Consider the following 23,541-nt stretch of genomic DNA (forward strand, 5'->3'; position numbering starts at 1 on the left):
TGTTTTACAAAAACGTTATAAACACAATAGCTTTTCCCTGAACATATCAGCGTATTCTTTAATTACATTTTGATCAAAATAAGGTTCTTGTTCAATTCTGCCAATACAGTTTAAACCCGTTTTAGAAAGGATAATGGTTTCGGTAGCTTTATTCTCATCACCCGAAAACAGAATTCCCGCCACTTCAATTTTCCTGTTTTGAAGCGCCTCAATCGTTAACAATGTGTGATTGATACTCCCTAGATAATGTCTAGAAACTAGAATAACTTTATAGTCAGGTTGAATCAAATCTATCACACAATCTGAATCATTTATTGGAACAAATACGCCACCTGCACCTTCTACCACAAGGTGATTTTCAGTTTGTGGCTCTACTATTTTTTGTAAATCAATAACAACACCATCACAAGCTGCTGCATAATGAGGACTTGCTGGAGTTTTTAAAGCATAAGCATTCGGGTGAAGTACTGTTTTAGAATTTGACAAAAAGGATTGTACTTTATGACTGTCTGAATGGTCTAAATCTCCGGCTTGAATTGGCTTCCAATAATCAGCCTCAAGCGACTCTGTTATGATAGCTGCTGCAATAGTTTTACCTACATCGGTTCCTATTCCTGTTATAAATAGTTTCATAGATTATGAATTTTTACAAAAATAGAAAACCCATCATAAAGATGGGCTTATTTCTAATATTCTTTTAAATCTTATAACACTTATCATCGATTTACGGTAAGCATTCAACTCTTATATTAACACAAAAAAATTGAAAATCATTGTTTTTGTTTTACTAATCTAAAAATTACTATTCGATTTAAATTCAACTTTAGTTCAATATCGGTTTAACAGTATATCCTGCTTTTTTTAGCAAGTTGATCACTCCTTTTTCACCTAACAAATGCCCTGCTCCTACTGCAAAGAATGAACTTTTCTCTTTCATAAGACTCGGCATTTTCACAACCCAATTGGTATTGCGTTCTTCAAGCAACCATTTTTTTGAGTTTTCATCTAAAAATTTAGGGTTTGTAATTTGGTTGTACAATTCTACTAAGTTTTCATCTTTATAAGACTGAACCATTTTCTGGGTATCTTCAAGTTTTGATTCCTTTAACATAGCAATCATTTGGTCATCATTATAGGCTTTACCCATGAATTGCATTTGCGCCTCACCCGTTTCTAATCCTCCTAATTTTTTATTCCCCGCTTTAGCAATACTTGATAGTTCCATCTCATAAAATTTCAAATTGGCACACCCAAAAGATTTCATGGTAATCAAACTCATCACCGTAAACAAACTAAAATTATCTACCTGTTGAACAGTCATACCTGTTTTTTCTTTTAAGATAGAATCCAGATCTGCAAGTTGTTGAGCTGTAAGTTTTTTACTCAAAGGCTCTGAACCCATTGCCGATTTTTGCAAAAATGCCATTTCATTAGGATCATTCAAATCAATTTCAAGAAACAAATTTTCGGCATTATTTAACGCTTTTTTTGTTTTATCAGTAAGAAAATAATCATCATTGCAAATCATGTGTACCGTACCATAAAGATAAGACGGCTTTGTATTTCCGTTACCTGAAATCTCCCATAATAATGAGTTTTCATTTTATTTTTTGTTTATCTATTTACATGAAATAAGTAATTATATTCAGAAAACGTTACAAAAAAAACGAAACTAAATTATAAAAGTGAGTAGATACACTGCATCACAGCCGAAATTTCTTGAGTAGAATTATAACTATGTAGACAAAAACGAAGGCGTTCTTGACCTTCTGGAACTGTAGGTGAGAGAATCGCTTTTACATCAAAACCTTTTTCTTGCAATTGACTTGCAATCTCTTTTACTTTTTCATTGCCAGGAATAATGGCAGATTGTATTGCTGATTTACTGCGAACAAAGAGTGGTTTTAATCCTAATAAGTTCTTTTGTTGATTGAATGAAACGATATTTTCTCTCAATTTTAAAATTGAATTTGAATCCTGTTTTAAATGCCCATAAGCAATTAAGATAGAAGCAACAGCATGCGGCGAAAGTCCTGTAGTGTAAATAAAACTTCGGGCAAAATTTACTAAATAATCCCGTAAACTTTGCGATCCTAAAATAGCAGCACCGTGACAACCCAAACCTTTACCATAAGTCATTATTCTTGCAAAAACATGATCTTGCAACCCAAGCATTTGCACATATCCTTCTCCTTTATCTCCAAAAACGCCAAGCGCATGTGCTTCATCAATTACTACATAACAGTTGTGTTTAGTTGCAACCAAAATTAATTCTTCAAGATTAGGACAATCCCCATCCATAGAAAAAACCGATTCGGTAACGATATAAATAACTGTATTAGGATTTCGTAGAATTAATTTTTCTAAATCTTCAAAATCATTATGATTGAATTTATAGGCCTTGGCTCTTGATAATTGAATCCCATCACGAATGGAGGCATGACACAACTCATCATATAGAATTAAATCTCCTTTTTGCGGTACCGAACCAAAAAAACCAAGATTAGCATCATAACCAGAATTGAAAAGTAAGGCCGTTTCTGATTGATGAAACGTAGCAATGAAATCCTCGGTAGTTTGATAAAGCTTGTGATTTCCAGAAATTAATCTTGATCCCGTAGCGCCGTTTTGAATGATTTCGTTGGTAATTAAATACTGATGCGTCTCGTTAAAAATAATTTCTGATTGTGAAAACCCCAAGTAATCATTTGATGAAAAATCAACTTCTCTTCGCAACGTAGGTAATGTGCGCAAGGCATTATGCTCCTTTCTAATTTCAAGTTTTTGAGATAAATGCTCTGGAATTTTTTTCATAGAACACAAAATTAAGCATTTTAAGTGAATTAGTTTATTATAAACAATGTGCTAAATGATGAACTTACCATATACCAAACGGCTCAAAAAAAGTAATATTTTTTTTTCACTACTACAGGCTTTAAAATCAAATGGAATACACCAATACTATAAAACTCAATTTACATTTTTGAATTAAAAAAAATAAATTTAAACCACTACAGTTTTTGAATACACGACAACAAAGGACAAATAAAATCCTGAGCCCATTTATTTTACTAAACCTCAATTTCTTGATAAACGATGAAGCAAATAAGTTAAATATCAACTTAAACACATTGCTTAATAAATAAGATTATTACTGCAATAAAAACACTATCTTAATGATAATTAACAAACAGCTCAATTAAGGATGTATTTTGTCGAGTATTTTTTTACTTCAACGAGTATTTAACCATACCTATTCACCAATAGATTTAAACCTATACATTTGCATCGAATTATAATTTTTTGTTAAAATAAAGTCATGTTAACTATTTTGTCTGCCACAATAATTCATTAATTACAAAAACCATATTTTCAAAAAGAAAATTTTAAATCAATACAATTTAAATAAAATTAAACTCAAATAAACAGCAATGAATATTAACAGTATATCTTCTATGAAGAATAAAATACAAAAAGCAACTGCCATAGTTGTTTTCATGTTCGTAAACAACATGATTGCTCAATCCAACAAAGATTTGTATGCAGGTATAGAAATTGGTAGTAAAGGAGTAAAAGTTTCTGTTTTAGATGTAGATAACATCAAGAGAGGGAATTATGAAGTAAAAAAGTTTTGGACAGAAAACGTAGGTATTGCAAAAGGCATTTCTATTAATGGAAATCTTGGAGAAGAAGAAATTCTTAAAACAATCAAAGTGGTTAAAGAAAACCTAAAAACAATAGAAACCGAATTCAAAGTACCAAGCGAAAATGTTTTCTTAATAGGTTCATCTGGAGTTGCAATGGCAAAAAACCATAAGGACTTAATAGGTAGAATAAAAACCGAAACTGGCAAAGACTTGGATTTTATTGATGCAAGCCAAGAAGGAAAAATGTTAATGAAAGGATTAATTCCACCTAATAAATACAAAAACTCATTGGTATTAGATATCGGAGGAGGAAATACAAAAGGAGGTTACGTAGATGTATCTGCCATGGAAGAATTTGTATTTTTCCCTGTAAGCTTAAATTACGGTTCTATCACACTAACTGAAATTGTAAACAAAAAAACAAAATCAGAGGAAATAAGCGATTATAATTCAAAATCTTTTGAATATATGCCTGAGTTACGTGCACAAACAACAGCAATGTTTAATTCTAAGCCAAAAGCTATGGACAAAAGTTCTGTCTATTTTTCTGGTGGTGCCGTTTGGGCTTTCTTTACTCTAAGCATGAACAAAACAGATGAAAATTTTTGCGAGTTTACTATGGATGATGTTATTAGTTACGATGTAGTTATCAAAAACAATTACACCCGATACAAGCAAATGGCAGCTACTGATAAAGAAATAGAGAGAGTACTGAATACGTACTCACAAAAACACCTCATTTCTGGAAACAATATTTTAATAACGCTACTAGAAAACATTCCAGATGTAAAAAATAAAAAATTATATTTCAGTAAAGAAGGACAAATAGCTTGGCTTGTTTCCTACATAGCAGATAGATCAAAGAGAGTTAAGAAAATAATGTAATTTTCAAAAGCTCCTACTTAAAATAGAATCGAAATCGTAAACCACTCTTTATGATTTCGATTTTTTTTATTTTAATTGTTTGATGCAAATTTTAGATAACGCCAATAAAACAAACATTTGCCTATAAACATCTAAAATTGATTTACAGAAAAAAGAAATAATTAAATAAAAGCAAGCTTCATTATTTTTAACTTGCATGGGCACTATGTATTAACCGTAAGACCATGAAAAATATTCAACTTCAAAGAGCATCAACTTCAAAAGAATTACAAGAGATCATCACCCTACAACATCAAAATATATCCAATAACATATCTGCAGAGGAGAAAAAGAAAGAGGGTTTTGTTACTCTTCAGCATACTTTTGAATTATTAGAACAAATGAATAATGTATGTCCGCATTGCATCGCGAAAGCAAATGATACCGTAATAGGTTATGCACTTGTAATGAAACCAAGTTTTAAAGACACTATCAAAGCCTTAGAGCCACTGTTTGATGAAATTCAAAACCTAGTACCGCGCTATAAAAACTATATCATAATGGGGCAAATATGTATTGCAAAAGAATACCGAGGATTAGGTATCTTTAAAAAACTCTACCATTTTTACAAAGATGAATTGAGTTATCAGTATGACTGTCTTATTACCGAAGTAGCGTCCATAAATACGAGATCGTTAAATGCGCATCAAGCTGTTGGGTTTACAACCTTAAAAACATATCAGGAGCAAGACATTACTTGGCATATTATGATTTGGGATTGGGTATAAAAAAACCCCGCATGTAGCGAGGTTTTCTATTTTTTTTGAAATCATTTTAGTCAACTAAAACAATTACTTTATTGTCTTTCATTTCAATGGTACCCGAGTTAATTTCCAAAGTATAGTTTTGAGCATCTACCATAGTGAATTTAGCCGCAACTTCTTTTGCAAATTTAAAATTTGAAGCTGTAATTTTCACAAGTCCTTTTTCTAAAATAGAAACTATTGGAGCGTGATTATTCAATATTTGAAAACTACCGTCAACTCCTGGCAACGTTACTGAGGTAACCTCTGCTGAGAACAATTTTGCTTCTGGTGAAACTATTTCTAATAACATATTTTTTAGTTTACAGTCTCAGCTAACAGTCTCAGTACAAAATACTGAGACTGAACACCGAATCTTAATTTATGCTTCCGCTAACATTTTTTCTCCAGCTTCTATAGCTTCTTCAATGGTACCTTTAAGGTTGAATGCTGATTCTGGTAAGTGATCTAATTCACCGTCAATAATCATATTAAAACCTTTGATAGTATCTTTGATATCAACTAAAACTCCTTTTAACCCTGTAAATTGCTCAGCAACGTGAAAAGGTTGAGATAAGAAACGTTGTACACGACGCGCTCTTGAAACGGCTAACTTATCTTCTTCAGATAACTCTTCCATACCAAGGATCGCAATGATATCTTGTAATTGTTTGTATTTTTGTAAAATTTCTTTTACTCTTTGTGCGCAGTCATAATGCTCATCACCTAAGATTTGAGGAGTAAGGATTCTTGAAGTTGAATCCAATGGATCAACCGCAGGATAAATACCTAATTCAGCAATTTTACGAGACAATACTGTTGTTGCATCTAAGTGAGCAAAAGTAGTTGCTGGTGCCGGGTCAGTTAAGTCATCCGCAGGAACGTAAACCGCTTGTACAGATGTAATAGAACCTTTATTAGTAGATGTGATACGCTCTTGCATAGCTCCCATTTCTGTAGCTAATGTTGGTTGGTATCCTACCGCAGATGGCATACGACCTAAAAGTGCCGATACTTCAGAACCTGCTTGAGTAAAACGGAAGATATTATCCACGAAGAACAATACATCTTTACCTTGATCAGTTCCTGCTCCATCACGGAAATACTCAGCGATAGATAATCCAGAAAGTGCCACACGAGCACGAGCTCCTGGAGGCTCATTCATTTGTCCGAAAACGAAAGTAGCTTTTGACTCTCTCATTCCTGGCAAATCTACTTTTGATAAATCCCATCCTCCATTTTCCATAGAATGCATGAACTCATCACCATATTTTATAATTCCTGACTCTAACATCTCACGAAGCAAGTCATTCCCTTCACGTGTTCTTTCACCTACTCCTGCGAATACTGAAAGTCCACCGTGACCTTTTGCAATATTGTTAATCAACTCCTGAATTAGTACTGTTTTACCAACACCAGCTCCACCAAACAATCCAATTTTACCCCCTTTTGAGTAAGGCTCAATCAAATCAATTACTTTAATACCCGTGAATAAAACTTCAGAAGAAGTTGATAAGTCTTCGAATTTAGGTGCTTGACGGTGAATTGACATTCCGTTTTCACCTGTTTTAGGTAATTCTGGCAAACCGTCAATAGCGTCACCAATTACGTTAAACAAACGTCCGTAAACATCTGCTCCAATTGGCATTTGGATAGGATTTCCTGTTCCAACTACTTCATAACCTCTACTCAAACCATCTGTTGAGTCCATCGAAATGGTACGAACCGTGTTTTCACCAATGTGAGATTGTACTTCAAGTACTAATAAAGTACCATCTTTTTTTGTGATTTCTAACGAATCATAAATTTTTGGAAGTTCAACATCCTTACCGTTGAAAACTACGTCAACTACTGGTCCAATGATCTGGGCAACTTTTCCTATTACTTTCGACATTACTTATGTATTTATTAAATAGCTATTTAGGTTTATGAAATAGTTCCAATCGAAACGTATCGATTAAATGCTTTTTTCAGTGTGCAAAGATAATTTTTTAAAATATAAAATCAATTATTTTTTAGAAAAAATGGATATTTTTAGTAGATCCCACAGAAACAACTAAAAAAAAGAAAAATGACAACATTATTCTCAAAAAAAAGAAAGACCACTTACAAAGCGTAAGTGGTCTTTAAAATATCATTTTAAATAAAAATTTATAATGTTGCTGGATATAAAACACGATACAAACTTACGTCCTTGTTTTTAAAATTTGAACCAAATTTTGCATTTATAGCATCTGTAAACAAATTAGCTATGATTGCATATCCTCTAGGACTTGGATGTACGCCATCTAAAGAGAACATTCCTCCAAAAATGTAAGCAGAAGTGGTGTTGAAGCCGTTGTAAACAATACCACCACTCGCTAATTTATCTGTTACACTTTTTAACTCAACAAACGCTAACCCTTTTGTTTCTGCAATAGACTTAATTGTAGCATTGTATGCATCAGTAGCCACTTTCACTTCTGCAACTTCTGCTTTTGATAAAACCCAATTGTCAGCTAACGGGGATCGTGTACCATTTCCTTGAAGTAAAAAAGCTTGAGCACTTACCCCACCAGATAATAAAACTACGTAATCTGCTGAAGTTGTTTGTCTCAAAGAAGGCAAAACTAATCCAGGCACATTTACTGTAGTTAAGTATTCATCAACCATAATTACACCATTTGCGCCAGTAGCAAAATTAATTGTTCTAGCTAATCTTTCTGCCTCCGTTATCAAACCAGCATTTTTAGCAGCTAAAAGTCCCAAATTATAAGTCGCATAAGCACTATTCAAATCAGCAGCTTGAGTTGCTGTCAAATTAGCTGCATTAAATGGAACGGTTGTAAAAAAAGGCAAAGCCGTTACATAAGGTAAATTTGCTACAACACCTTTAGCGCCTTTTGCTGTTAAAGTATTAACAATGCTGTTGTAAGCACCAGCAAAAACAGTAGGATCGGTAATATCATTACCTCCGTAAGTCTTAGGATCTAAATTACCTATCTGATTTTTACCAGAACCACCAGAAGTAGCGTATCCTAGTACATCATTACCACCAATCCACAAAGAGAAAAAGGTAGGATCTTGAGCAACTGCATCAGCAACAACAGAAGTTGTAGCAGATGTTGCAAATCTAACAAAATATGGGTTTGCTTGGCCTGTAGCAACTCCTGCAACATTACCATATCCTGGCGCTACTAAATGGTAACTTTTCGCACCAGGAACCCCTAAATTACTAAAAGGACCTGTAAGCTTTGCCGTCACTTCCGTAGATGGTCGACCTGCAACAGGAGCTGGACCTGCACCATTAAAAAATAAACGCTGACCTAAAATCACATTACCACCTAACAAAAGTCCACCCACATTATCAGCCATCAAAGGAGTCTTAAATTCTCCTCCACCCGCTAATGCAAATTGTTGACCAATTATGTTAGGGTAAGCTCCTTTTTGAGCCTCAATAAATAAGGCATTATCACTAAAACCTGCAGCATAAGAATCTCCTAACGCAACATATTTCGTAAAGGTTGCAGAGCCTGAAGTTAAAGGCTTACCATCTGATGAATTTGATTCTGCAACGACCTCATCTTCATTATTACACGCTACAAATGCTAGCGAAGCAAATAATAGCCATTTGAAATTTTTTATCATTTTTCTTTGATTTTACTGTTAATTTAATCCTTACGGGTTAATGGTCCATGAAGCAAAATATTGTTGCCCAATAAGTCCCGCACCTAATACTTGACCATATTCTTTACCACCTATGTTTGAAGCTCCAACTTTTAGAGTAGATTTCAAAGCAGGAAAGTTATAGTTCAACTGAGCATCAATAACTGTTGCTGCATCAATGGTACCATCAGCAAAAGAAGATTGCCATAAGTATTCACTGTTCCAACGTCCGCTTACATTAAATCCGAAATTTTTGAATAATTTCTCATTTCCAACAGAAGCCTTAACTCTGTGTTTCGGAGTATTGAAACCTGCTTCAAAACTAGCATCTTTAGATTGATCAAAATCAAACTCAGCATAGTTATAGTTCGCACCTACTTCAAAATCTTTGTATACTTTTCTAGACAATCCTATACCAAAACCTAATGATTTTATTTCTAAAGCTGTGTTTGTATACAATTGAAAAGATCTTGAATTACCAGTTCGTAAAGCATGAACAGACCTACTACCTTGATCAGTAGGGAAAATAGACAAGTCAGCACTAGTAGGAGTAGGTGAATCCTGAGCTGTACCATACAATGGAGCTACAACATTTAAGTTTCCAATAAAATTATTATAAACGTTATAGTATCCGTTTATATCAATTGAAGTTCTATTTATAAAAGAACGGTATCCTAATTCAATTGCCTTAACTTCTTCAGGTTTAACCAAACCTGCATTTGTTTTTTGTAATAATGCAGCGTTACCAGCAGCACTAAAAGCCGTTACAGATGTAGCAGTATATGAATTATCATAAGCAATTGTTCCGTTTATATTTCTTGATGCACCAACTGTTGAAACTGCTGCTCCTGTAATAGGCAATGTCTCTGTAAAACGAATTAAGTTATCAGGCGCTGAACCTAACAAGATTGCACTACCAACATTAAATCCTATATATTGATCTTGAGTAGAAGGGTTTCTAAAACCAGTTTGAAAAGACCCTCTAAAATTATGGTTTTTGTTTTGTCCTGCAGAATAGACAACAGAAAGTCTAGGAGAATAATTCCCATCAAAATTTTGAGCTTTATCATAACGAAGTGAAGCCGTTAGTTTCAAACGATCCTCCATCATTTTTTTCATCACTTGCGTGTACGCTCCGTATTCATTATATTTTATGGGACCATTAGCATCCGTATAAATACGACCAAATGAATTCAACTGATATTCTCTGTATGAACCACCAACCTGAATTTCAGCAAATTTGATTAAATCTTTAAAATTGTAATTGACATCAGAGTGGTAAATTTTTGAATTATCAACAAGTTTTGATCCTGATAAAACACTTGCTTCGTTTGTAACTTGCCCAAAAGCATTTTTAAATTCTGGAGTTCCTGGCAAAAATCTACCCGTATCTGCAGTTGCTCTAGCTCTAGCATGTGATTGCTCCGGAGTAAATCCTCCCAAAGTAGATGACACAAAAGCACCAGCATATTGTCCAAACCATGTTCTGTCGTCTTTCCATTTTCTGTTTACATTAATACCCGTAAACAGCATATCATAGGATTGACCTCCATCCTCTGTAGTTGTATATCCTCTCAAAAAGAAATTTTTCCCTTTGAACTCTAATTTATGCTGTTGCATGAAAAAGTTATTCAAATAATAACGGTTAGCCCCTTGGTAAACTGTATTTCCATAACCAAATTTACTTTGCCAAACAACCTCTAATCTTTCGTCTCCAAGGGGACGTAGGTGTAAAGAAAAATCTATCTTGGTATTAGAAACCTTATTATCTGTTAAATCCGTTTCATTATAACCTGTTCTACTTACATTTGTGTTAGGCAATAAATTCACTGCAGACGCAGGGATTAAATTCTGAGCAGCAAGTGATTGACCTACACTTTTTATATTAGTTGCAACTTCATCACCATAAACATTTATACCATCGTAATTAATTGCACCTCTGTCAACACCCTTACGCGTTTTATCATCATAATTTACAGCATGCCATTCTGTTCCTCGCATGTAAGCAAAGTTGGCTTTTGCTGCAAAATACTTATTAAAAGCTTTAGCCATACGAACTCCATAGTCTACATAGTCATTTGTTCCAGCTGCTTTTTGGCTGGTTTGACCAAATTTAGCATACGCTCGAATTCCTTCACTAGTAAATGGACTTTTACTAGTCATGAATAATATACCATTAAATGCATTGGCACCATATAATGCAGAAGATGCTCCTGGTAACAACTCCACTGATTGCACATCAATTTCAGAAACACCAATTAAGTTTCCTAAAACAAAGTTTAATAATGGTGAAGAGTTATCCATACCGTCTACTAACTGCATAAATCTTGTATTTGCTACTGTAGCAAAACCTCTAGTGTTAATAGACTTAAAAGACATACTTGAAGTGTTCATTTGAACTTCTTTCATGTTCTCTAAACCATCGTAAAAGGAAGGAGAAGCCGTTTTCTTGATTTCAGCGATTCCCATTCTCTCAATAGTAACTGGTGATTCAAGAACGCGCTCCGGAGTTCTAGACGCAGAAACTACGATTTCATCAAGCTTGTTCTCCTCATCTAGTAATTTCACAGCAACCTTTTGGCTACTTGAAGTAATAGATACTCTTTGTGAAGTGAAACCAACAGTAGAGACCTCTATAACAAAGGGCGCTCTTTTTGTTGTTTTTAAGGTAAATGCACCTGTTACATCACTTGTGGTTCCTGCAGACTCTCCAACAACCTTGATGTTGGCTCCAGGAATTGGCTGGCTGTTACTGTCTGTAACAACACCTGAAATTGTGCTTTGCGCAAAAGATAGGCTGCAAAAAAACAATGTCAAAAAAAGTAAATACACTCTCATTGGTCTATAATTTGTTGGTTTATATAGCCAAAGTACAAATATTTTTGATATTATTAAAAAAGTAACAAATAAATTTCATATTTAGCATATATTTTAATGGAATTAAGATTAATTCACATTTTGTTATTGTTATTATTCTGTTAATTTTTATAGTCTAAAAATAGGTTTTCATTATGCATGCATACAAAAAATGAATATTTCACAATTATTATCTTAATTTTTAGCTATTTCGTAAAAGTGTAAAAAACCAGAAAAATCAAGTGCTAAAAGAATTTATATCATATCAGAGAACAAAAAATATTGCCCATAAAAAAACCCCGAAAAATTAATTTCGGGGTTAAACTTATATTGAATTAAAAACTATTTATTCAACAGTAACAGATTTTGCTAAATTTCTTGGTTGATCCACATTACAACCTCGCATTACTGCAATATGATAGGATAGCAATTGTAAAGGTATAGTTGTGATTAATGGCGATAAAGCGTCTGATGTTTCAGGTATCTCAATCACATAATCAGCTAATTCTCTAACTTGCGTATCCCCTTTTGTAACTACAGCTATAATCCTTCCACTACGGGATTTAATTTCCTGTATATTACTTACAATTTTGTCATAGTGACCTTGTTTTGGAGCAATAACAATAACTGGCATTGATTCATCTATCAATGCGATAGGTCCATGTTTCATTTCAGCGGCAGGATACCCTTCAGCATGAATGTATGAAATCTCTTTTAACTTTAAAGCGCCTTCTAGTGCAACTGGAAAATTATAGCCACGACCAAGGTATAAACAATTAGGTGCATCTTTAAACACTGCTGCAATTTCTTGAGCTTTAGCATTCGTTTCAAGAGCCTCTTTTACTTTTTCAGGTATAATTTCAAGCTCTTCTAAGTATGCGTGAAACGCTGAGTTTGACAATGTTCCTTTAGCTTTTGCTAATCTCAAAGCAATCATAGTTAAAACAGTAATTTGAGTAGTAAACGCTTTGGTAGAAGCAACCCCAATTTCTGGACCAGCATGTGTGTAAGCACCTGCGTGAGTTTCTCTTGAAATAGAAGAACCCACTACATTACAAACTCCAAAGACAAAAGCACCATTTTCTTTGGCCAATTTTATTGCAGCCATTGTATCAGCAGTTTCACCAGACTGTGAAATTGCAATAACGATATCTTTTTTGTTTATAATTGGGTTTCTGTATCTAAATTCTGACGCATATTCCACCTCTACAGGTATTCTTGCAAATTCTTCAAAAATATATTCAGCTACTAATCCTGCATGCCAAGATGTACCACATGCAACGATGATAATACGATCTGCGTTTAAGAATTTTTCTAAGTTATCCTCTATACCTGCCATTTGAATCAAACCTTCATTAGCATGCAAGCGACCACGGTAAGTATCTTTTATTACATTTGGCTGTTCGTAAATTTCTTTCATCATAAAATGATTGTAACCTCCTTTTTCAATTTGCTCTAAATTCATTTGGAGCTCTTGAATAGTCGGATTTACGAGTGAATCATCTTTTATTTTACGAACTTTCATGGGCTTGTGCAACCTGATATTAGCCATTTCACCGTCTTCTAAATAAATAGCATTCGATGTAAATTCTATAAATGGCGATGCATCTGAAGCAACAAAAAATTCACCTTCACCCACACCAATAGCAAGTGGACTACCTAAACGGGCAGCAACAATTTCATTTGGGTTTTTCTTATCGAATACAGCAATTGCATAAGCACCTACCACTTGGTTTAAAGCAACTTGAACTGCTTTTCCTAATTTTAAGTTATCTTTTTTCTGTACTTCCTCAATCAAATTTACTAAAACTTCTGTATCTGTATCAGAATGAAAAACGTATCCTCTTTTTGAAAGCTCTGCTTTTAACGGAGCATAATTTTCAATAATTCCATTGTGGACGATAGCTAATTCTCCTGAATTTGAAAGATGAGGATGTGAATTTACATCATTTGGAACACCATGTGTAGCCCAACGAGTGTGCCCTATACCTATACTTCCGTTGGTGGTTATTTCTTGAGATGCTTTTTGTTCTAGATCTGCTACTTTACCTTTTGTTTTTGAAACTTTTAAATTTTCTCCATCAAAAAGCATAACACCAGCACTATCATAACCTCTATATTCTAGTCTTTTTAGTCCTTTAATTACTATAGGGTAAGCCTCTCTATATCCAATATATCCAACGATTCCACACATATTTTTTTCTTAATTAGGTTTTGTAAAATAAATTTCAAATTTCAATCTCTTATCCGCCGGCACTGAACTTTTACCTCCATACAAAACAGTCCCTAATGGATTCATAACTGATCCCATTGGTACTTCGCGTACAAATGAATTGGCTGATTTTACTTTGTATGAGGTAGATTTATTAATATCCTCAGTAACAACAAGTCCAAGTTTCACATTAGTAGAGTCTTTGTTGTTGATTAAATTCCGAATATGGTTTGTAATTCTAATCTTGTAAGTAGCACCTCTTTTTGTAGTAGCATCTTTAACTAATTGACCGCCATAAATAATCTTTCCTTTCTTGGCATCCAAAGTATTACCAGAATCATCTACAGCATAATCAAACATCACTCGGTTGTTTGTAAAATCATACAAATATACTCTTTGAGGTTCCACACCACTAGCCATTGTAGCAGCATCTATGTGAAATACTAAATTAGCTTCATTGACCAAAAGTTTTTTCCCATCAGCAGGAAATCTTAAATCATCTAACTGATCAGATATTCCGTTTGCACCCGTAAGAGCACCCGCAGCAGTGTAGCCTTTGACATCGGTTTTATCAAAAAGTTCTACTACAGCAAGAGAACCTTCTCCTCCTCTTAAGAAAAGTTTATCATCACCAGTAGCAGTGTTTCCAGTAAAAGGCAAATTATTGTAAGCAGAACCACTAGTAGAAAAATCATTACTCAATAAACTAACGGTATTACCCGTCATATTAAGTTCGATTGTCTTTTTAACACGAGTAGTTGTGGTTACTCCGCCTGTCGTAGTGACTAAATCCTCATTGTATTTAATGGTAATCTTACCACTTTTAAAATTAAGCATAGCTAGATTTCCTGGACTTGTTCCTGCTTTTTCAATTTTAAAATACAAACCTCTAAAATAATTTTTGAAAACATCATTATTAGCTAATTTTCCTGAGTTTATAGCATCAATAATTCGGGTTTTAAAATAACTTTTATTCAAATTCAACTGCATTTCAGGCGGACCATAAGTAGTTGTTTCAACCTTTGTAACTGTGTCTTTAGTTATGGTCTTTTTTGCAGTAGCATCAAAGAAAAACTCATCGTTTTGCGCTTTCTCTGAACTATCGTTTAAACGATTTGGTTTTTTAAAGTTATCGAAGTCTGCATTTTGATCTGAAAAATATCGTTGTTGTTGCTGAAAACCTCCGCTAGGATCGGCATCACGCATAAAAAACCCTGATTCATAAACACTTAGCTTCATTTTAGCTTTTTCCGGCCCATAAATAGAATCTAAAACATACGTGCGAGAACCATCGGTATTATTTTTAGTCTGGTTATTATCAACAAAATAAGGAACCGTTAACACCACGCTTTCTACATAAGGATTTGTACTAACTGAGGTTACCACAGCAGCTAATGTAAGTTGCGTATTAAAATTGGCAGTAGTTTCACCAAAATTGGTACTGTTATATATTCCAAGCGGATTTATATCTAAATTATTAGACTGTACAACTCCCGTTTTTTGATTGTAGCCAGATACGCCGAACGATTGTTTATTGAGTTCAAAATTGTTATCTCCTAATAAATCACCACCTATTTCATTGAAATCTTTATCGCATGAAGCCATAAAAATCACAGTTAAACCAAGGAAAACTTTCTTGAATAAAGAATTATTAATCATATGTATTAAAAAGGGTTAATTTAAAGCATTTCGTTTATGTAGAAATTTGTATACGCCTCGGCGAATGCATCTTTCGGTGCGAAAGGTAAAAAAGGTTTTCCTGAAGATTCTATAAATTTTGTTAAACTTGGCGTCAGTGAATCAGAAGCGATAATCACTGCATCCGAATGCTTTATGGTGGTTTTAATAATATTCTCGTAGTTAGGAATTTCAAGATCAGCTATTGCATCTTCTGGAACACCATCAAATTTTACTTTATTGATCATTTCAACATCAAGAGTACCATCAAAAGACTGACTGTACACAGATGTTACAATCTTTGTTTCTGAAAATAAAGCTTCGTTTTTGTAAAAATGCTTCATATAAACAGGCAACATCGCTGCTAACCATCCATGAACGTGAATGATGTCTGGAACCCAGTTGAGTTTTTTTACTGTTTCTACTACACCTTTTGCAAAGAAAATAGCGCGCTCATCATTATCAGGATACATAACACCTTCTTCGTCAGCAAAAGTTGCTTTTCGTTTAAAGTAGTCATCGTTATCAATAAAATAAACTTGTATACGCTCTTTTGGTATCGATGCAACCTTAATAATTAAGGGCATATCCAAATCATTTACTACCAAATTCATCCCCGAAAGTCTAATTACCTCGTGCAATTGATGTCTTCTCTCGTTAATATTTCCATACCTTGGCATAAAAATTCTTATCTGTCCACCTTGATCATTAATCATTTTTGGAACGTCATAAGACATTAAAGAGACCTCGTTTTCAGCGAGATACGGCACCACTTCAGATGATACATATAATATCCTCTTATCTTTCATATTGTAATTTACTTTATTTATTGGCAATAAAAACCACGCAAAATTACAAAAATTTATGCAGTTATTAACTAAAATAGTAAGTTTGCATTTAATTTTAATAATACTGCCATGCCAATTTTCTATGGAAAAGCACCTTTGATGGACTATTTAAAATCTATTAAAGATAGTCAAAAGACTATTGGATTTGTTCCTACAATGGGCGCTTTGCATGAAGGTCACTTAGCTTTAATGAAAAAATCATTAAAAGAAAATGACGCTACAGTGGTTAGTATTTTTGTTAACCCTACACAGTTTAACAATCCAGAGGACCTAGAAAAATATCCCCGAACGCTGGACGAAGATGTTAATAAACTTACAACTCTTGACGACAGCATTATTTTGTATGCGCCAACTGTTGAGGATATTTATGACGGAAAACCAACTTCCCAATCATTTGATTTTGATGGACTAGAAAACCAAATGGAAGGCAAGTTTAGACCTGGTCATTTTAATGGCGTAGGTACCATTGTAAAACGTTTGTTTGAGATTGTTACTCCCAACAACGCCTATTTTGGAGAAAAAGATTTCCAACAATTACAAATTATAAAAAAAATGGTTTCTAAAAATAAACTTCAAGTAAATGTTGTAGGTTGTCCCATACACAGAGAAGCCAATAATCTAGCTATGAGTTCTAGAAATGAACGTTTAACACCTCAAGAACGAGAGCAAGCCTCACTGATTTACAAAATTTTGAGAACTGCAAAAGATAAATTCTCAAAAGACAGCACGCTCACAATTTCTAAATGGGTTGAAAAAGCATTTGAAAATAACACGCAATTCACTCTTGAATATTTTACCATTGCAGACGAAGCAACACTTTTAACCTGCACAAGAAAAAATAAAACTAAAAAATACAGAGCTTTTATAGCGGTAATAGTCAACAATATTAGATTGATTGATACCATTTCATTAAATTAATTTACCTTTGTAGCATGCAAATCCAAGTCTTAAAATCAAAAATTCACCGCGTTAAAGTAACCGGAGCAGATTTAAATTATATCGGCTCTATTACTATTGACGAATCCCTGTTAGAAGCATCTAATATTATTGAAGGTGAGAAAGTTTCAATCGTAAACATCAATAACGGAGAACGTTTTGAAACCTACGCCATCAAAGGAGAAAAAAACTCCGGAATCATTACACTAAACGGTCCCGCTGCCAGAAAGGTACAAAAAGATGATATCATTATTATTATTTCGTATGCAGGCATGGACTTTGAGGAAGCAAAAACATTTAAACCATGGGTTATTTTCCCTAACGAAAACGACAATTCACTAACATAAACCCGCTAGCACAAGTAGGTTATAATGACACTACCACAAACACCCAACTTAGTTATAGGCAGTGTTTGTGGTTTTTTTGTGAAAAATATTATAGAAACCTAATTGAAACGTTAACCAACTAAAAACCTAAAATCACAGCCACATAAAGACTTACAACATAAAAAAAGAGAACACCTGCTATAAAAACAAATATTATAGTATCTTGCTTTGTAAATTGTATACAACGTAAGACCCTACCAAATCTAACCTTATAATGAAAAAAACACTATTATTATTGTTGTTTAGCGTAACCGTTTTTTCTCAAAAAACATCCTTTACATTCGATTCTCAAATACTCGGAGAGAAGAGAGAACTGACTATAAGCCTGCCGCAATCAATAGAAAAAAATCCAAATAAAAAATACCCAATCTTGATACTTCTAGATGGAGATTATCTATTTGATCCTTTTTATGGAGCGTTACAATATGGTGCCTACTGGGATGATCTTCCTGAAACTATCATTGTAGGTATTCATCAAAATCAAAAAAACGAACGCATAGATGACTGTATGCATGATGACATAGAGGATGAACTCAGTGGTAAAGGTGCCCAATTTTTTAATTTTATAGGAGGAGAATTGATCCCATATCTTGAAAAAAAATATCCCACAGCACCGTTTAGAATCATTGCTGGACATGACACTACCGCAGGGTTTTTAAACTATTTTTTGTACAAAGAAAATCCGCTGTTTCAAGCCTATATTTCACTTGCACCTGAACTTACAAAAGGTATGCAGGAAAGATTGCCTGATGAACTTTCAAAAACCAAAAAATCTATTTTTTATTACCAAGCAAATGGAGATGGTGACATCCGCAAAATTCAAAATAGTATAAAGAACCTAGATACTGGCTTGCAGGAGGTTAAAAACCCATTGGTACACTATAAATTTGATAATTTTAAAAATACATCTCACTATGCTGTCGTACTTCAAGCAATTCCTAATGCGCTTTACCATTTCTTTGAATATTACAAACCAATTTCTTCATTAGAATTCAGTGAAAAAATAGCCAGTTTACCCTCTGGTTATGTAGATTATTTAGTGGCGCGCTATGACACTCTTTATGAAAATTTAGGTTTAAGAACACTAGTGAGACTCAATGATTTTAAAGCCATAGAAGCAGCTATACTAAAAAACAAAGCCTATTCTGAACTGGGACAACTCGCCGAAATTGCAACCGTTAACTATCCAAAATCCATGCTTTCGGATTATGAACTGGGTTTGATGTATGAAAAATTAGGTGACCCCAAAAGAGCAGCAAAATACTATCAAACAGCATCTCAACAAGAAGAAATCGGCGATTTGACTAAAACGATGATGCTTGAAAAATACGAGGATATGACTACTCAAATACCAAAAAAATAATGTCAAAAGTAAAAACTACTTTTTTTTGCCAAAACTGCGGCGCGCAATATGCTAAATGGCAAGGACAATGCAACTCCTGCAAAGAATGGAACACTATTGCCGAAGAAATAATTCAGAAACAAGAAAAAGTGGCTTGGAAGAGTGAGCCCACTCCTACTAGCAAAGCACCAAGACCCCTGCGCATTAATGAAATTGACTCGGCGCAAGAGATTCGCATGGATACTACTGATGGCGAATTGAATCGCGTTTTAGGTGGTGGTATTGTTCCGGGTTCGTTGATTTTATTAGGCGGTGAACCAGGCATTGGAAAAAGTACCCTTTTGCTACAAATTTCCTTAAAATTACCCTACAAAACACTATACGTATCCGGCGAAGAAAGTCAGAAACAAATAAAAATGCGTGCCGAAAGGATTACGCCTAGCGGAGACAATTGCTACATCTTGACCGAAACCAAGACACAAAACATCTTCAAACAAATTGAAGCTATACAGCCAGAGATTGTAATTATCGATTCCATTCAAACCTTGCATACGGATTATATTGAATCGACTCCAGGGAGTATTTCTCAAATTAGGGAAACTACCGCCGAATTGATCAAATTTGCCAAAGAAACCAACATTCCTGTCATTTTAATTGGTCATATTACAAAAGACGGAAACATAGCAGGTCCTAAAATTCTAGAACACATGGTAGACACGGTGTTGCAGTTTGAAGGAGACCGCAATCACGTTTATCGAATTTTACGCTCTCTCAAAAACCGTTTTGGCTCTACGGCCGAAATAGGAATTTATGAAATGCTTGGAAGTGGCTTGCGAGAAGTAGCCAACCCATCAGAGATATTAATTTCACACAAAAATGAGCAATTATCAGGAACCGCAATTGCCTCAACTCTTGAGGGAATGCGGCCATTAATGATAGAAATTCAAGCACTCGTGAGCACCGCAGTATACGGAACGCCGCAACGAAGTACAACAGGATACAATGCAAAAAGGCTCAACATGATTTTGGCAGTATTAGAAAAAAGAGCTGGTTTTAGGCTTGGCGCCAAAGATGTATTTTTGAATATTACAGGAGGCATTTCAGTAGATGATCCTGCAATTGACTTAGCCGTAGTAGCAGCCATATTATCCTCAAATGAAGACATTCCCGTCAACAAAGATTTTTGTTTTGCTGGTGAAGTGGGACTTTCGGGCGAAATACGTCCGGTAAACCGAGTGGATCAGCGCATTCAGGAAGCTGAAAAACTAGGATTTTCGACCATTTTTGTATCCAAATACAATAAAATCACTTTGAAAAACACGGGTATACAAATTAGGATGGTCGCTAAAATAGAAGATGTAGCAAGTGAGTTGTTTGGATAACTATATTTATTGTAGAAAAATTTAAATTAAAAATGGAAATTCAATATTTACCTGAGCAAATAGAAACCAACAGCGATAGTGAACTACAACTGTATGAGTATTTTATTTCGAAAAGCATCAATAAAAACAAGGTACAACTTTCAAAAAATGTTTTTAGTTTTCTGCTCAATGGTACCAAAGAACTCATTACCCAAAACCATACAACACGTATTGAAAACGATAAATTTGTCATTATCAAATCTGGTAATTGCTTAATGAGCGAAAGCATTTCTATGAGCCAAAATTACCGCAGCATGTTGCTATTTTTTTCAGACAAAGCTGTTGAAGACTTTCTAAAAAAATACGATTATAAAAACAATACAACTCAAAATAACGATCCATTTATCATAGCTGAATATGATCGTGTCATTCAAAATATTGTTAAAAGTTTAGTACACCTTCAGTCGCAACCTATTGACTTTATTAACAAAATGCTGCCGTTGAAATTTGAGGAAATATTATTGTATCTCGTTCAAATGAAGGGAATCGATTTTTTATTGAATTTTGTACATCACCAAAATCCATCGGCAAAATCATTTGTAGATACGATGCACAAAAATGCTTTGAACAATTTAAGCATCCAAGAACTTTCGTTTTTATGTAACATGAGTGTTTCCACTTTTAAACGCAACTTTGATAAAGAATTTCAAACGAGCCCAATCCGGTGGTTCCAAGAAAAAAGATTAGAACACGCAGCCTACTTACTACAAACCAAAAAAATGCGCGCCTCTGATGTGTACGAAGAAATAGGCTTTGAAAATTTGTCTAGTTTTGTTCAAGCTTACAAAAACAAATTTGGAACTACTCCCAAACAATCACAAATCAATATTTGAACTTTTAGCAACATTTTTTGAACTTTTTAGTTTTAGAGTTTACCTCTATATTAATGACTTTTGCATTGTAATTTAAAACCATTCACCATGCAAAAATCAATTTTATTTTTATCAGCAGTACTTCTATTTACAAGTACGCTTTTTGCTCAAAAAACATTTACACTAAGCAGTAAAGATATGGGCGGATCCTTTACTATTCAAAATGAATTTAATGGATTTGGCTGTAACGGAAACAATGCATCGCCACAATTAAGTTGGGAAAATACTCCTGAGGGAACTAAGAGTTTTGCCATTACTTGTTACGATCCAGATGCACCTACAGGAGCAGGATGGTGGCATTGGGTAGCCTTTAACATTCCTACCAATGTGAATGAAATTGTTTCAAAAGCAGGAAATCCAGCCTTAAATTTAATGCCAGCAGGAACTGTACAAAGTACTACAAGCTTTGGGGCAACTGGTTTTGGTGGTCCATGTCCACCGGTAGGTCATGGCATACACACCTATATTTTCACCGTTTACGCACTAAAAACAGACAAACTAGGACTAGACGCTACTGCAAACCCAGAGTTAGTTGGTTACAACTTATGGGCCAACACCCTAGCAAAAGCAACAATTGTAGCACACTATAAAAGATAATAAAATTGAGGCCAAAGTAGCACTCGACGCTGTTAGTGATGGATTAGAAATCTCAGTAATCAAACTACATTTAACGGGTGAAGTTAGCGGTATGAGCGAAACACAATTTAACGAATTAGCCGAAGCGGTAAAACTTGGATGCCCAATCAGCAAAGCTTTAAGTGCAACTCCAACGGAATTAATTACCCAATTTACAACCAAATAAGTATAAAAAATGAACATTACCTTACAACAAGCAGAAGCAGTAATCGCTGCAGCAAAAATCAAATCAGAAGAAATTGGAACTAAAATGGACATTTGCGTAGTAGATGCAGGTGCAAATTTAGTTGCATTCGCAAGAATGGATGGCGCATGGATTGGATCTATTGACATTTCATTCAAAAAAGCAAAAACATCTGCATGGTTCACAATGGACACTGCAACTTTAACGCCGTTAGTAAAACCTGAAGCTCCGCTATACAACATTGAGCACAGTAATGGCGGATTGATTACATTTCCAGGAGGTGTTGTTATCAAAAACAATGCTGGTGAAGTAATAGGAGCTATTGGAGTAAGCGGAAGCACCGTAGAAGACGATCACCTTGTAGCTGACTTTGGAGCCAAAGCGATCCTGTAACCTACAAAATCAAATACTATTACAGCCTAACAATCGTTTGCTTTGTTAGGCTGTTTTATTTGTAGTCATAATAACTAGACTAGGAATAAAAATAAACTGCGTTTTGGATACATCCTATTTAGTAAAAACAATTTAAAGTATATATTTACAATTAAATTTCATAACTAAAACAACTTTACTACCACCCTACAATGAAAACCTATCAAGACCAACTACAAATTGTTAACTCCTTTCATGAAATGGGAAAAACTATTGCTGCAGCACAGTTCTTGATGGAAGAATACGGCCTTACACACCCTAACTTTAAAGGTTTTGAACTCAGAGAAAAAGCCAAGCCTGAATTCATCCTAATGACTACCGAAGGTGCTTTGGGTGAACCACAAATTATTCGGATACCAGAGAACACTTTTGAATATCCGCTTCATTTAATGCTCAACTTACTCCTACATGAGATGATTCACGTGGCACAAAAAATGCCTGAAAACACTATTCATGATAAAAATGAGAGAGAATGGCAGGCTTATTATGAAATGCTTTTTCATGAACAATATCCGCAAGTTCCTGAGCTTTCTCATTTTCACAAACGCTTTTTTGCCAATAAAGCACTGGAATATTACAACCGAATGGGCGAAGGCTCTCCACTCCAAATAAAATACGGAACACAAAAACAAAATGTAGATTTACTGCTGCTAGAAATAGCAGAGGAATTACAAAAAAAGTAGTTTGTAGCCACAACTGCTTTCAAAAGTAAAATAGCCCTAAACAATCTATATGCTAATGGTTTATTAAACTTTAGGTTAACCGTATACAATACAAGGG

At 34.4% G+C, this 23,541-nt stretch carries 20 protein-coding genes; 10 read left to right on the plus strand and 10 right to left on the minus strand.

The genetic code is table 11. The features are described 5' to 3' along the window. Positions 1-15 precede the first annotated feature (15 nt). From bioD to DNC80_RS06085, 3 genes are all read right to left on the minus strand, one after another. The gene (gene bioD / locus DNC80_RS06075) at positions 16-633 is read right to left on the minus strand and encodes a dethiobiotin synthase (RefSeq protein WP_182650103.1); all 618 of its coding nucleotides are present in this window, start codon (positions 631-633) and stop codon (positions 16-18) included. Positions 634-823: 190 nt separating this feature from the next. After that, positions 824-1,579 carry a TraB/GumN family protein gene (locus DNC80_RS06080; protein WP_182650166.1) on the minus strand — a complete coding sequence of 252 codons (756 nt, stop codon included), beginning with the start codon at positions 1,577-1,579 and terminating at the stop codon, positions 824-826. Positions 1,580-1,677: 98 nt separating this feature from the next. Next, entirely contained in the window at positions 1,678-2,814 is a 1,137-nt protein-coding gene (locus tag DNC80_RS06085; RefSeq protein WP_182650105.1) for an 8-amino-7-oxononanoate synthase, read from the minus strand. A 641-nt stretch (positions 2,815-3,455) separates the two neighbouring features. On the opposite strand from DNC80_RS06085, the gene DNC80_RS06090 reads away from it, so the two are divergent. After that, complete coding sequence (locus tag DNC80_RS06090) at positions 3,456-4,532, plus strand: exopolyphosphatase (protein WP_182650106.1); 1,077 nt, start codon at positions 3,456-3,458, stop codon at positions 4,530-4,532. Between the two features lie 224 nt (positions 4,533-4,756). Beyond that, positions 4,757-5,299: a GNAT family N-acetyltransferase gene (locus DNC80_RS06095; protein WP_182650108.1), complete on the plus strand. Its 543-nt coding sequence runs from the start codon at positions 4,757-4,759 to the stop codon at positions 5,297-5,299. A gap of 46 nt (positions 5,300-5,345) precedes the next feature. On the opposite strand, the gene DNC80_RS06100 is transcribed toward DNC80_RS06095, so the two are convergent. The 7 genes from DNC80_RS06100 to DNC80_RS06130 all read right to left on the minus strand — a co-directional run bounded on the left by DNC80_RS06100 (position 5,346) and on the right by DNC80_RS06130 (position 16,513). Further along, positions 5,346-5,627, minus strand: coding sequence for a F0F1 ATP synthase subunit epsilon (locus tag DNC80_RS06100; RefSeq protein ID WP_144893406.1), 282 nt, complete (start codon positions 5,625-5,627; stop codon positions 5,346-5,348). Between the two features lie 69 nt (positions 5,628-5,696). Further along, complete coding sequence (gene atpD, locus DNC80_RS06105; RefSeq protein ID WP_086454109.1) at positions 5,697-7,208, minus strand: F0F1 ATP synthase subunit beta; 1,512 nt, start codon at positions 7,206-7,208, stop codon at positions 5,697-5,699. Between the two features lie 257 nt (positions 7,209-7,465). Continuing rightward, positions 7,466-8,941 carry a G-D-S-L family lipolytic protein gene (locus tag DNC80_RS06110; protein WP_182650110.1) on the minus strand — a complete coding sequence of 492 codons (1,476 nt, stop codon included), beginning with the start codon at positions 8,939-8,941 and terminating at the stop codon, positions 7,466-7,468. A 30-nt stretch (positions 8,942-8,971) separates the two neighbouring features. Then, positions 8,972-11,797 (minus strand): TonB-dependent receptor domain-containing protein, encoded by a 2,826-nt coding sequence (locus tag DNC80_RS06115; protein ID WP_182650111.1) that lies wholly within the window; start codon positions 11,795-11,797, stop codon positions 8,972-8,974. A gap of 364 nt (positions 11,798-12,161) precedes the next feature. After that, entirely contained in the window at positions 12,162-14,009 is a 1,848-nt protein-coding gene (gene glmS, locus DNC80_RS06120) for a glutamine--fructose-6-phosphate transaminase (isomerizing) (protein WP_182650113.1), read from the minus strand. Positions 14,010-14,018: 9 nt separating this feature from the next. Next, positions 14,019-15,632, minus strand: a complete 1,614-nt coding sequence (locus DNC80_RS06125; protein ID WP_255493178.1) for a DUF4270 domain-containing protein — start codon at positions 15,630-15,632, stop codon at positions 14,019-14,021. 74 nt (positions 15,633-15,706) lie between these two features. Continuing rightward, positions 15,707-16,513: a glycogen/starch synthase gene (locus DNC80_RS06130; RefSeq protein WP_086453098.1), complete on the minus strand. Its 807-nt coding sequence runs from the start codon at positions 16,511-16,513 to the stop codon at positions 15,707-15,709. Positions 16,514-16,621: 108 nt separating this feature from the next. Here DNC80_RS06130 and panC point away from each other — a divergent pair, with 108 nt between their 5' ends. From panC to DNC80_RS06175, 8 genes are all read left to right on the plus strand, one after another. Next, entirely contained in the window at positions 16,622-17,470 is an 849-nt protein-coding gene (gene panC, locus DNC80_RS06135; protein ID WP_182650117.1) for a pantoate--beta-alanine ligase, read from the plus strand. 14 nt (positions 17,471-17,484) lie between these two features. Continuing rightward, positions 17,485-17,835, plus strand: a complete 351-nt coding sequence (panD, locus tag DNC80_RS06140; RefSeq protein WP_182650119.1) for an aspartate 1-decarboxylase — start codon at positions 17,485-17,487, stop codon at positions 17,833-17,835. A 253-nt stretch (positions 17,836-18,088) separates the two neighbouring features. Continuing rightward, a complete protein-coding gene (locus DNC80_RS06145; RefSeq protein WP_182650121.1) occupies positions 18,089-19,237 on the plus strand; it encodes an alpha/beta hydrolase-fold protein in 1,149 nt (382 codons plus the stop codon). After that, positions 19,237-20,598, plus strand: a complete 1,362-nt coding sequence (gene radA / locus DNC80_RS06150; protein ID WP_182650123.1) for a DNA repair protein RadA — start codon at positions 19,237-19,239, stop codon at positions 20,596-20,598. Before DNC80_RS06145 ends, radA begins: the two co-directional genes overlap by 1 nt. Positions 20,599-20,630: 32 nt before the next feature. Then, positions 20,631-21,470, plus strand: a complete 840-nt coding sequence (locus DNC80_RS06155; protein ID WP_182650125.1) for an AraC family transcriptional regulator — start codon at positions 20,631-20,633, stop codon at positions 21,468-21,470. Positions 21,471-21,557: 87 nt separating this feature from the next. Continuing rightward, positions 21,558-22,106, plus strand: coding sequence for a YbhB/YbcL family Raf kinase inhibitor-like protein (locus DNC80_RS06160; protein WP_182650127.1), 549 nt, complete (start codon positions 21,558-21,560; stop codon positions 22,104-22,106). 214 nt (positions 22,107-22,320) lie between these two features. Further along, positions 22,321-22,722, plus strand: a complete 402-nt coding sequence (locus DNC80_RS06170) for a heme-binding protein (protein ID WP_144893426.1) — start codon at positions 22,321-22,323, stop codon at positions 22,720-22,722. Between the two features lie 191 nt (positions 22,723-22,913). After that, positions 22,914-23,444, plus strand: coding sequence for a hypothetical protein (locus DNC80_RS06175; protein ID WP_182650129.1), 531 nt, complete (start codon positions 22,914-22,916; stop codon positions 23,442-23,444). Positions 23,445-23,541 lie beyond the last annotated feature (97 nt).

The organism is Flavobacterium sp. SOK18b (assembly GCF_014156605.1).
Taxonomy (GTDB): Bacteria; Bacteroidota; Bacteroidia; order Flavobacteriales; family Flavobacteriaceae; genus Flavobacterium; species Flavobacterium tiangeerense.

Bases quoted from the DNA above. Each gene is read 5' to 3' on its own strand.
- DNC80_RS06095 (WP_182650108.1), top strand. From the start codon at position 4,757: ATGAAAAATATTCAACTTCAAAGAGCATCAACTTCAAAAGAATTACAA.
- DNC80_RS06115 (WP_182650111.1), bottom strand. From the start codon at position 11,797: ATGAGAGTGTATTTACTTTTTTTGACATTGTTTTTTTGCAGCCTATCT.
- atpD (WP_086454109.1), bottom strand. From the start codon at position 7,208: ATGTCGAAAGTAATAGGAAAAGTTGCCCAGATCATTGGACCAGTAGTT.
- DNC80_RS06155 (WP_182650125.1), top strand. From the start codon at position 20,631: ATGGAAATTCAATATTTACCTGAGCAAATAGAAACCAACAGCGATAGT.
- DNC80_RS06145 (WP_182650121.1), top strand. From the start codon at position 18,089: ATGAAAAAAACACTATTATTATTGTTGTTTAGCGTAACCGTTTTTTCT.
- bioD (WP_182650103.1), bottom strand. From the start codon at position 633: ATGAAACTATTTATAACAGGAATAGGAACCGATGTAGGTAAAACTATT.
- panC (WP_182650117.1), top strand. From the start codon at position 16,622: ATGCCAATTTTCTATGGAAAAGCACCTTTGATGGACTATTTAAAATCT.
- glmS (WP_182650113.1), bottom strand. From the start codon at position 14,009: ATGTGTGGAATCGTTGGATATATTGGATATAGAGAGGCTTACCCTATA.
- DNC80_RS06090 (WP_182650106.1), top strand. From the start codon at position 3,456: ATGAAGAATAAAATACAAAAAGCAACTGCCATAGTTGTTTTCATGTTC.
- DNC80_RS06175 (WP_182650129.1), top strand. From the start codon at position 22,914: ATGAAAACCTATCAAGACCAACTACAAATTGTTAACTCCTTTCATGAA.
- DNC80_RS06170 (WP_144893426.1), top strand. From the start codon at position 22,321: ATGAACATTACCTTACAACAAGCAGAAGCAGTAATCGCTGCAGCAAAA.
- panD (WP_182650119.1), top strand. From the start codon at position 17,485: ATGCAAATCCAAGTCTTAAAATCAAAAATTCACCGCGTTAAAGTAACC.
- DNC80_RS06110 (WP_182650110.1), bottom strand. From the start codon at position 8,941: ATGATAAAAAATTTCAAATGGCTATTATTTGCTTCGCTAGCATTTGTA.
- radA (WP_182650123.1), top strand. From the start codon at position 19,237: ATGTCAAAAGTAAAAACTACTTTTTTTTGCCAAAACTGCGGCGCGCAA.
- DNC80_RS06160 (WP_182650127.1), top strand. From the start codon at position 21,558: ATGCAAAAATCAATTTTATTTTTATCAGCAGTACTTCTATTTACAAGT.
- DNC80_RS06125 (WP_255493178.1), bottom strand. From the start codon at position 15,632: ATGGCTTCATGCGATAAAGATTTCAATGAAATAGGTGGTGATTTATTA.
- DNC80_RS06100 (WP_144893406.1), bottom strand. From the start codon at position 5,627: ATGTTATTAGAAATAGTTTCACCAGAAGCAAAATTGTTCTCAGCAGAG.
- DNC80_RS06085 (WP_182650105.1), bottom strand. From the start codon at position 2,814: ATGAAAAAAATTCCAGAGCATTTATCTCAAAAACTTGAAATTAGAAAG.
- DNC80_RS06130 (WP_086453098.1), bottom strand. From the start codon at position 16,513: ATGAAAGATAAGAGGATATTATATGTATCATCTGAAGTGGTGCCGTAT.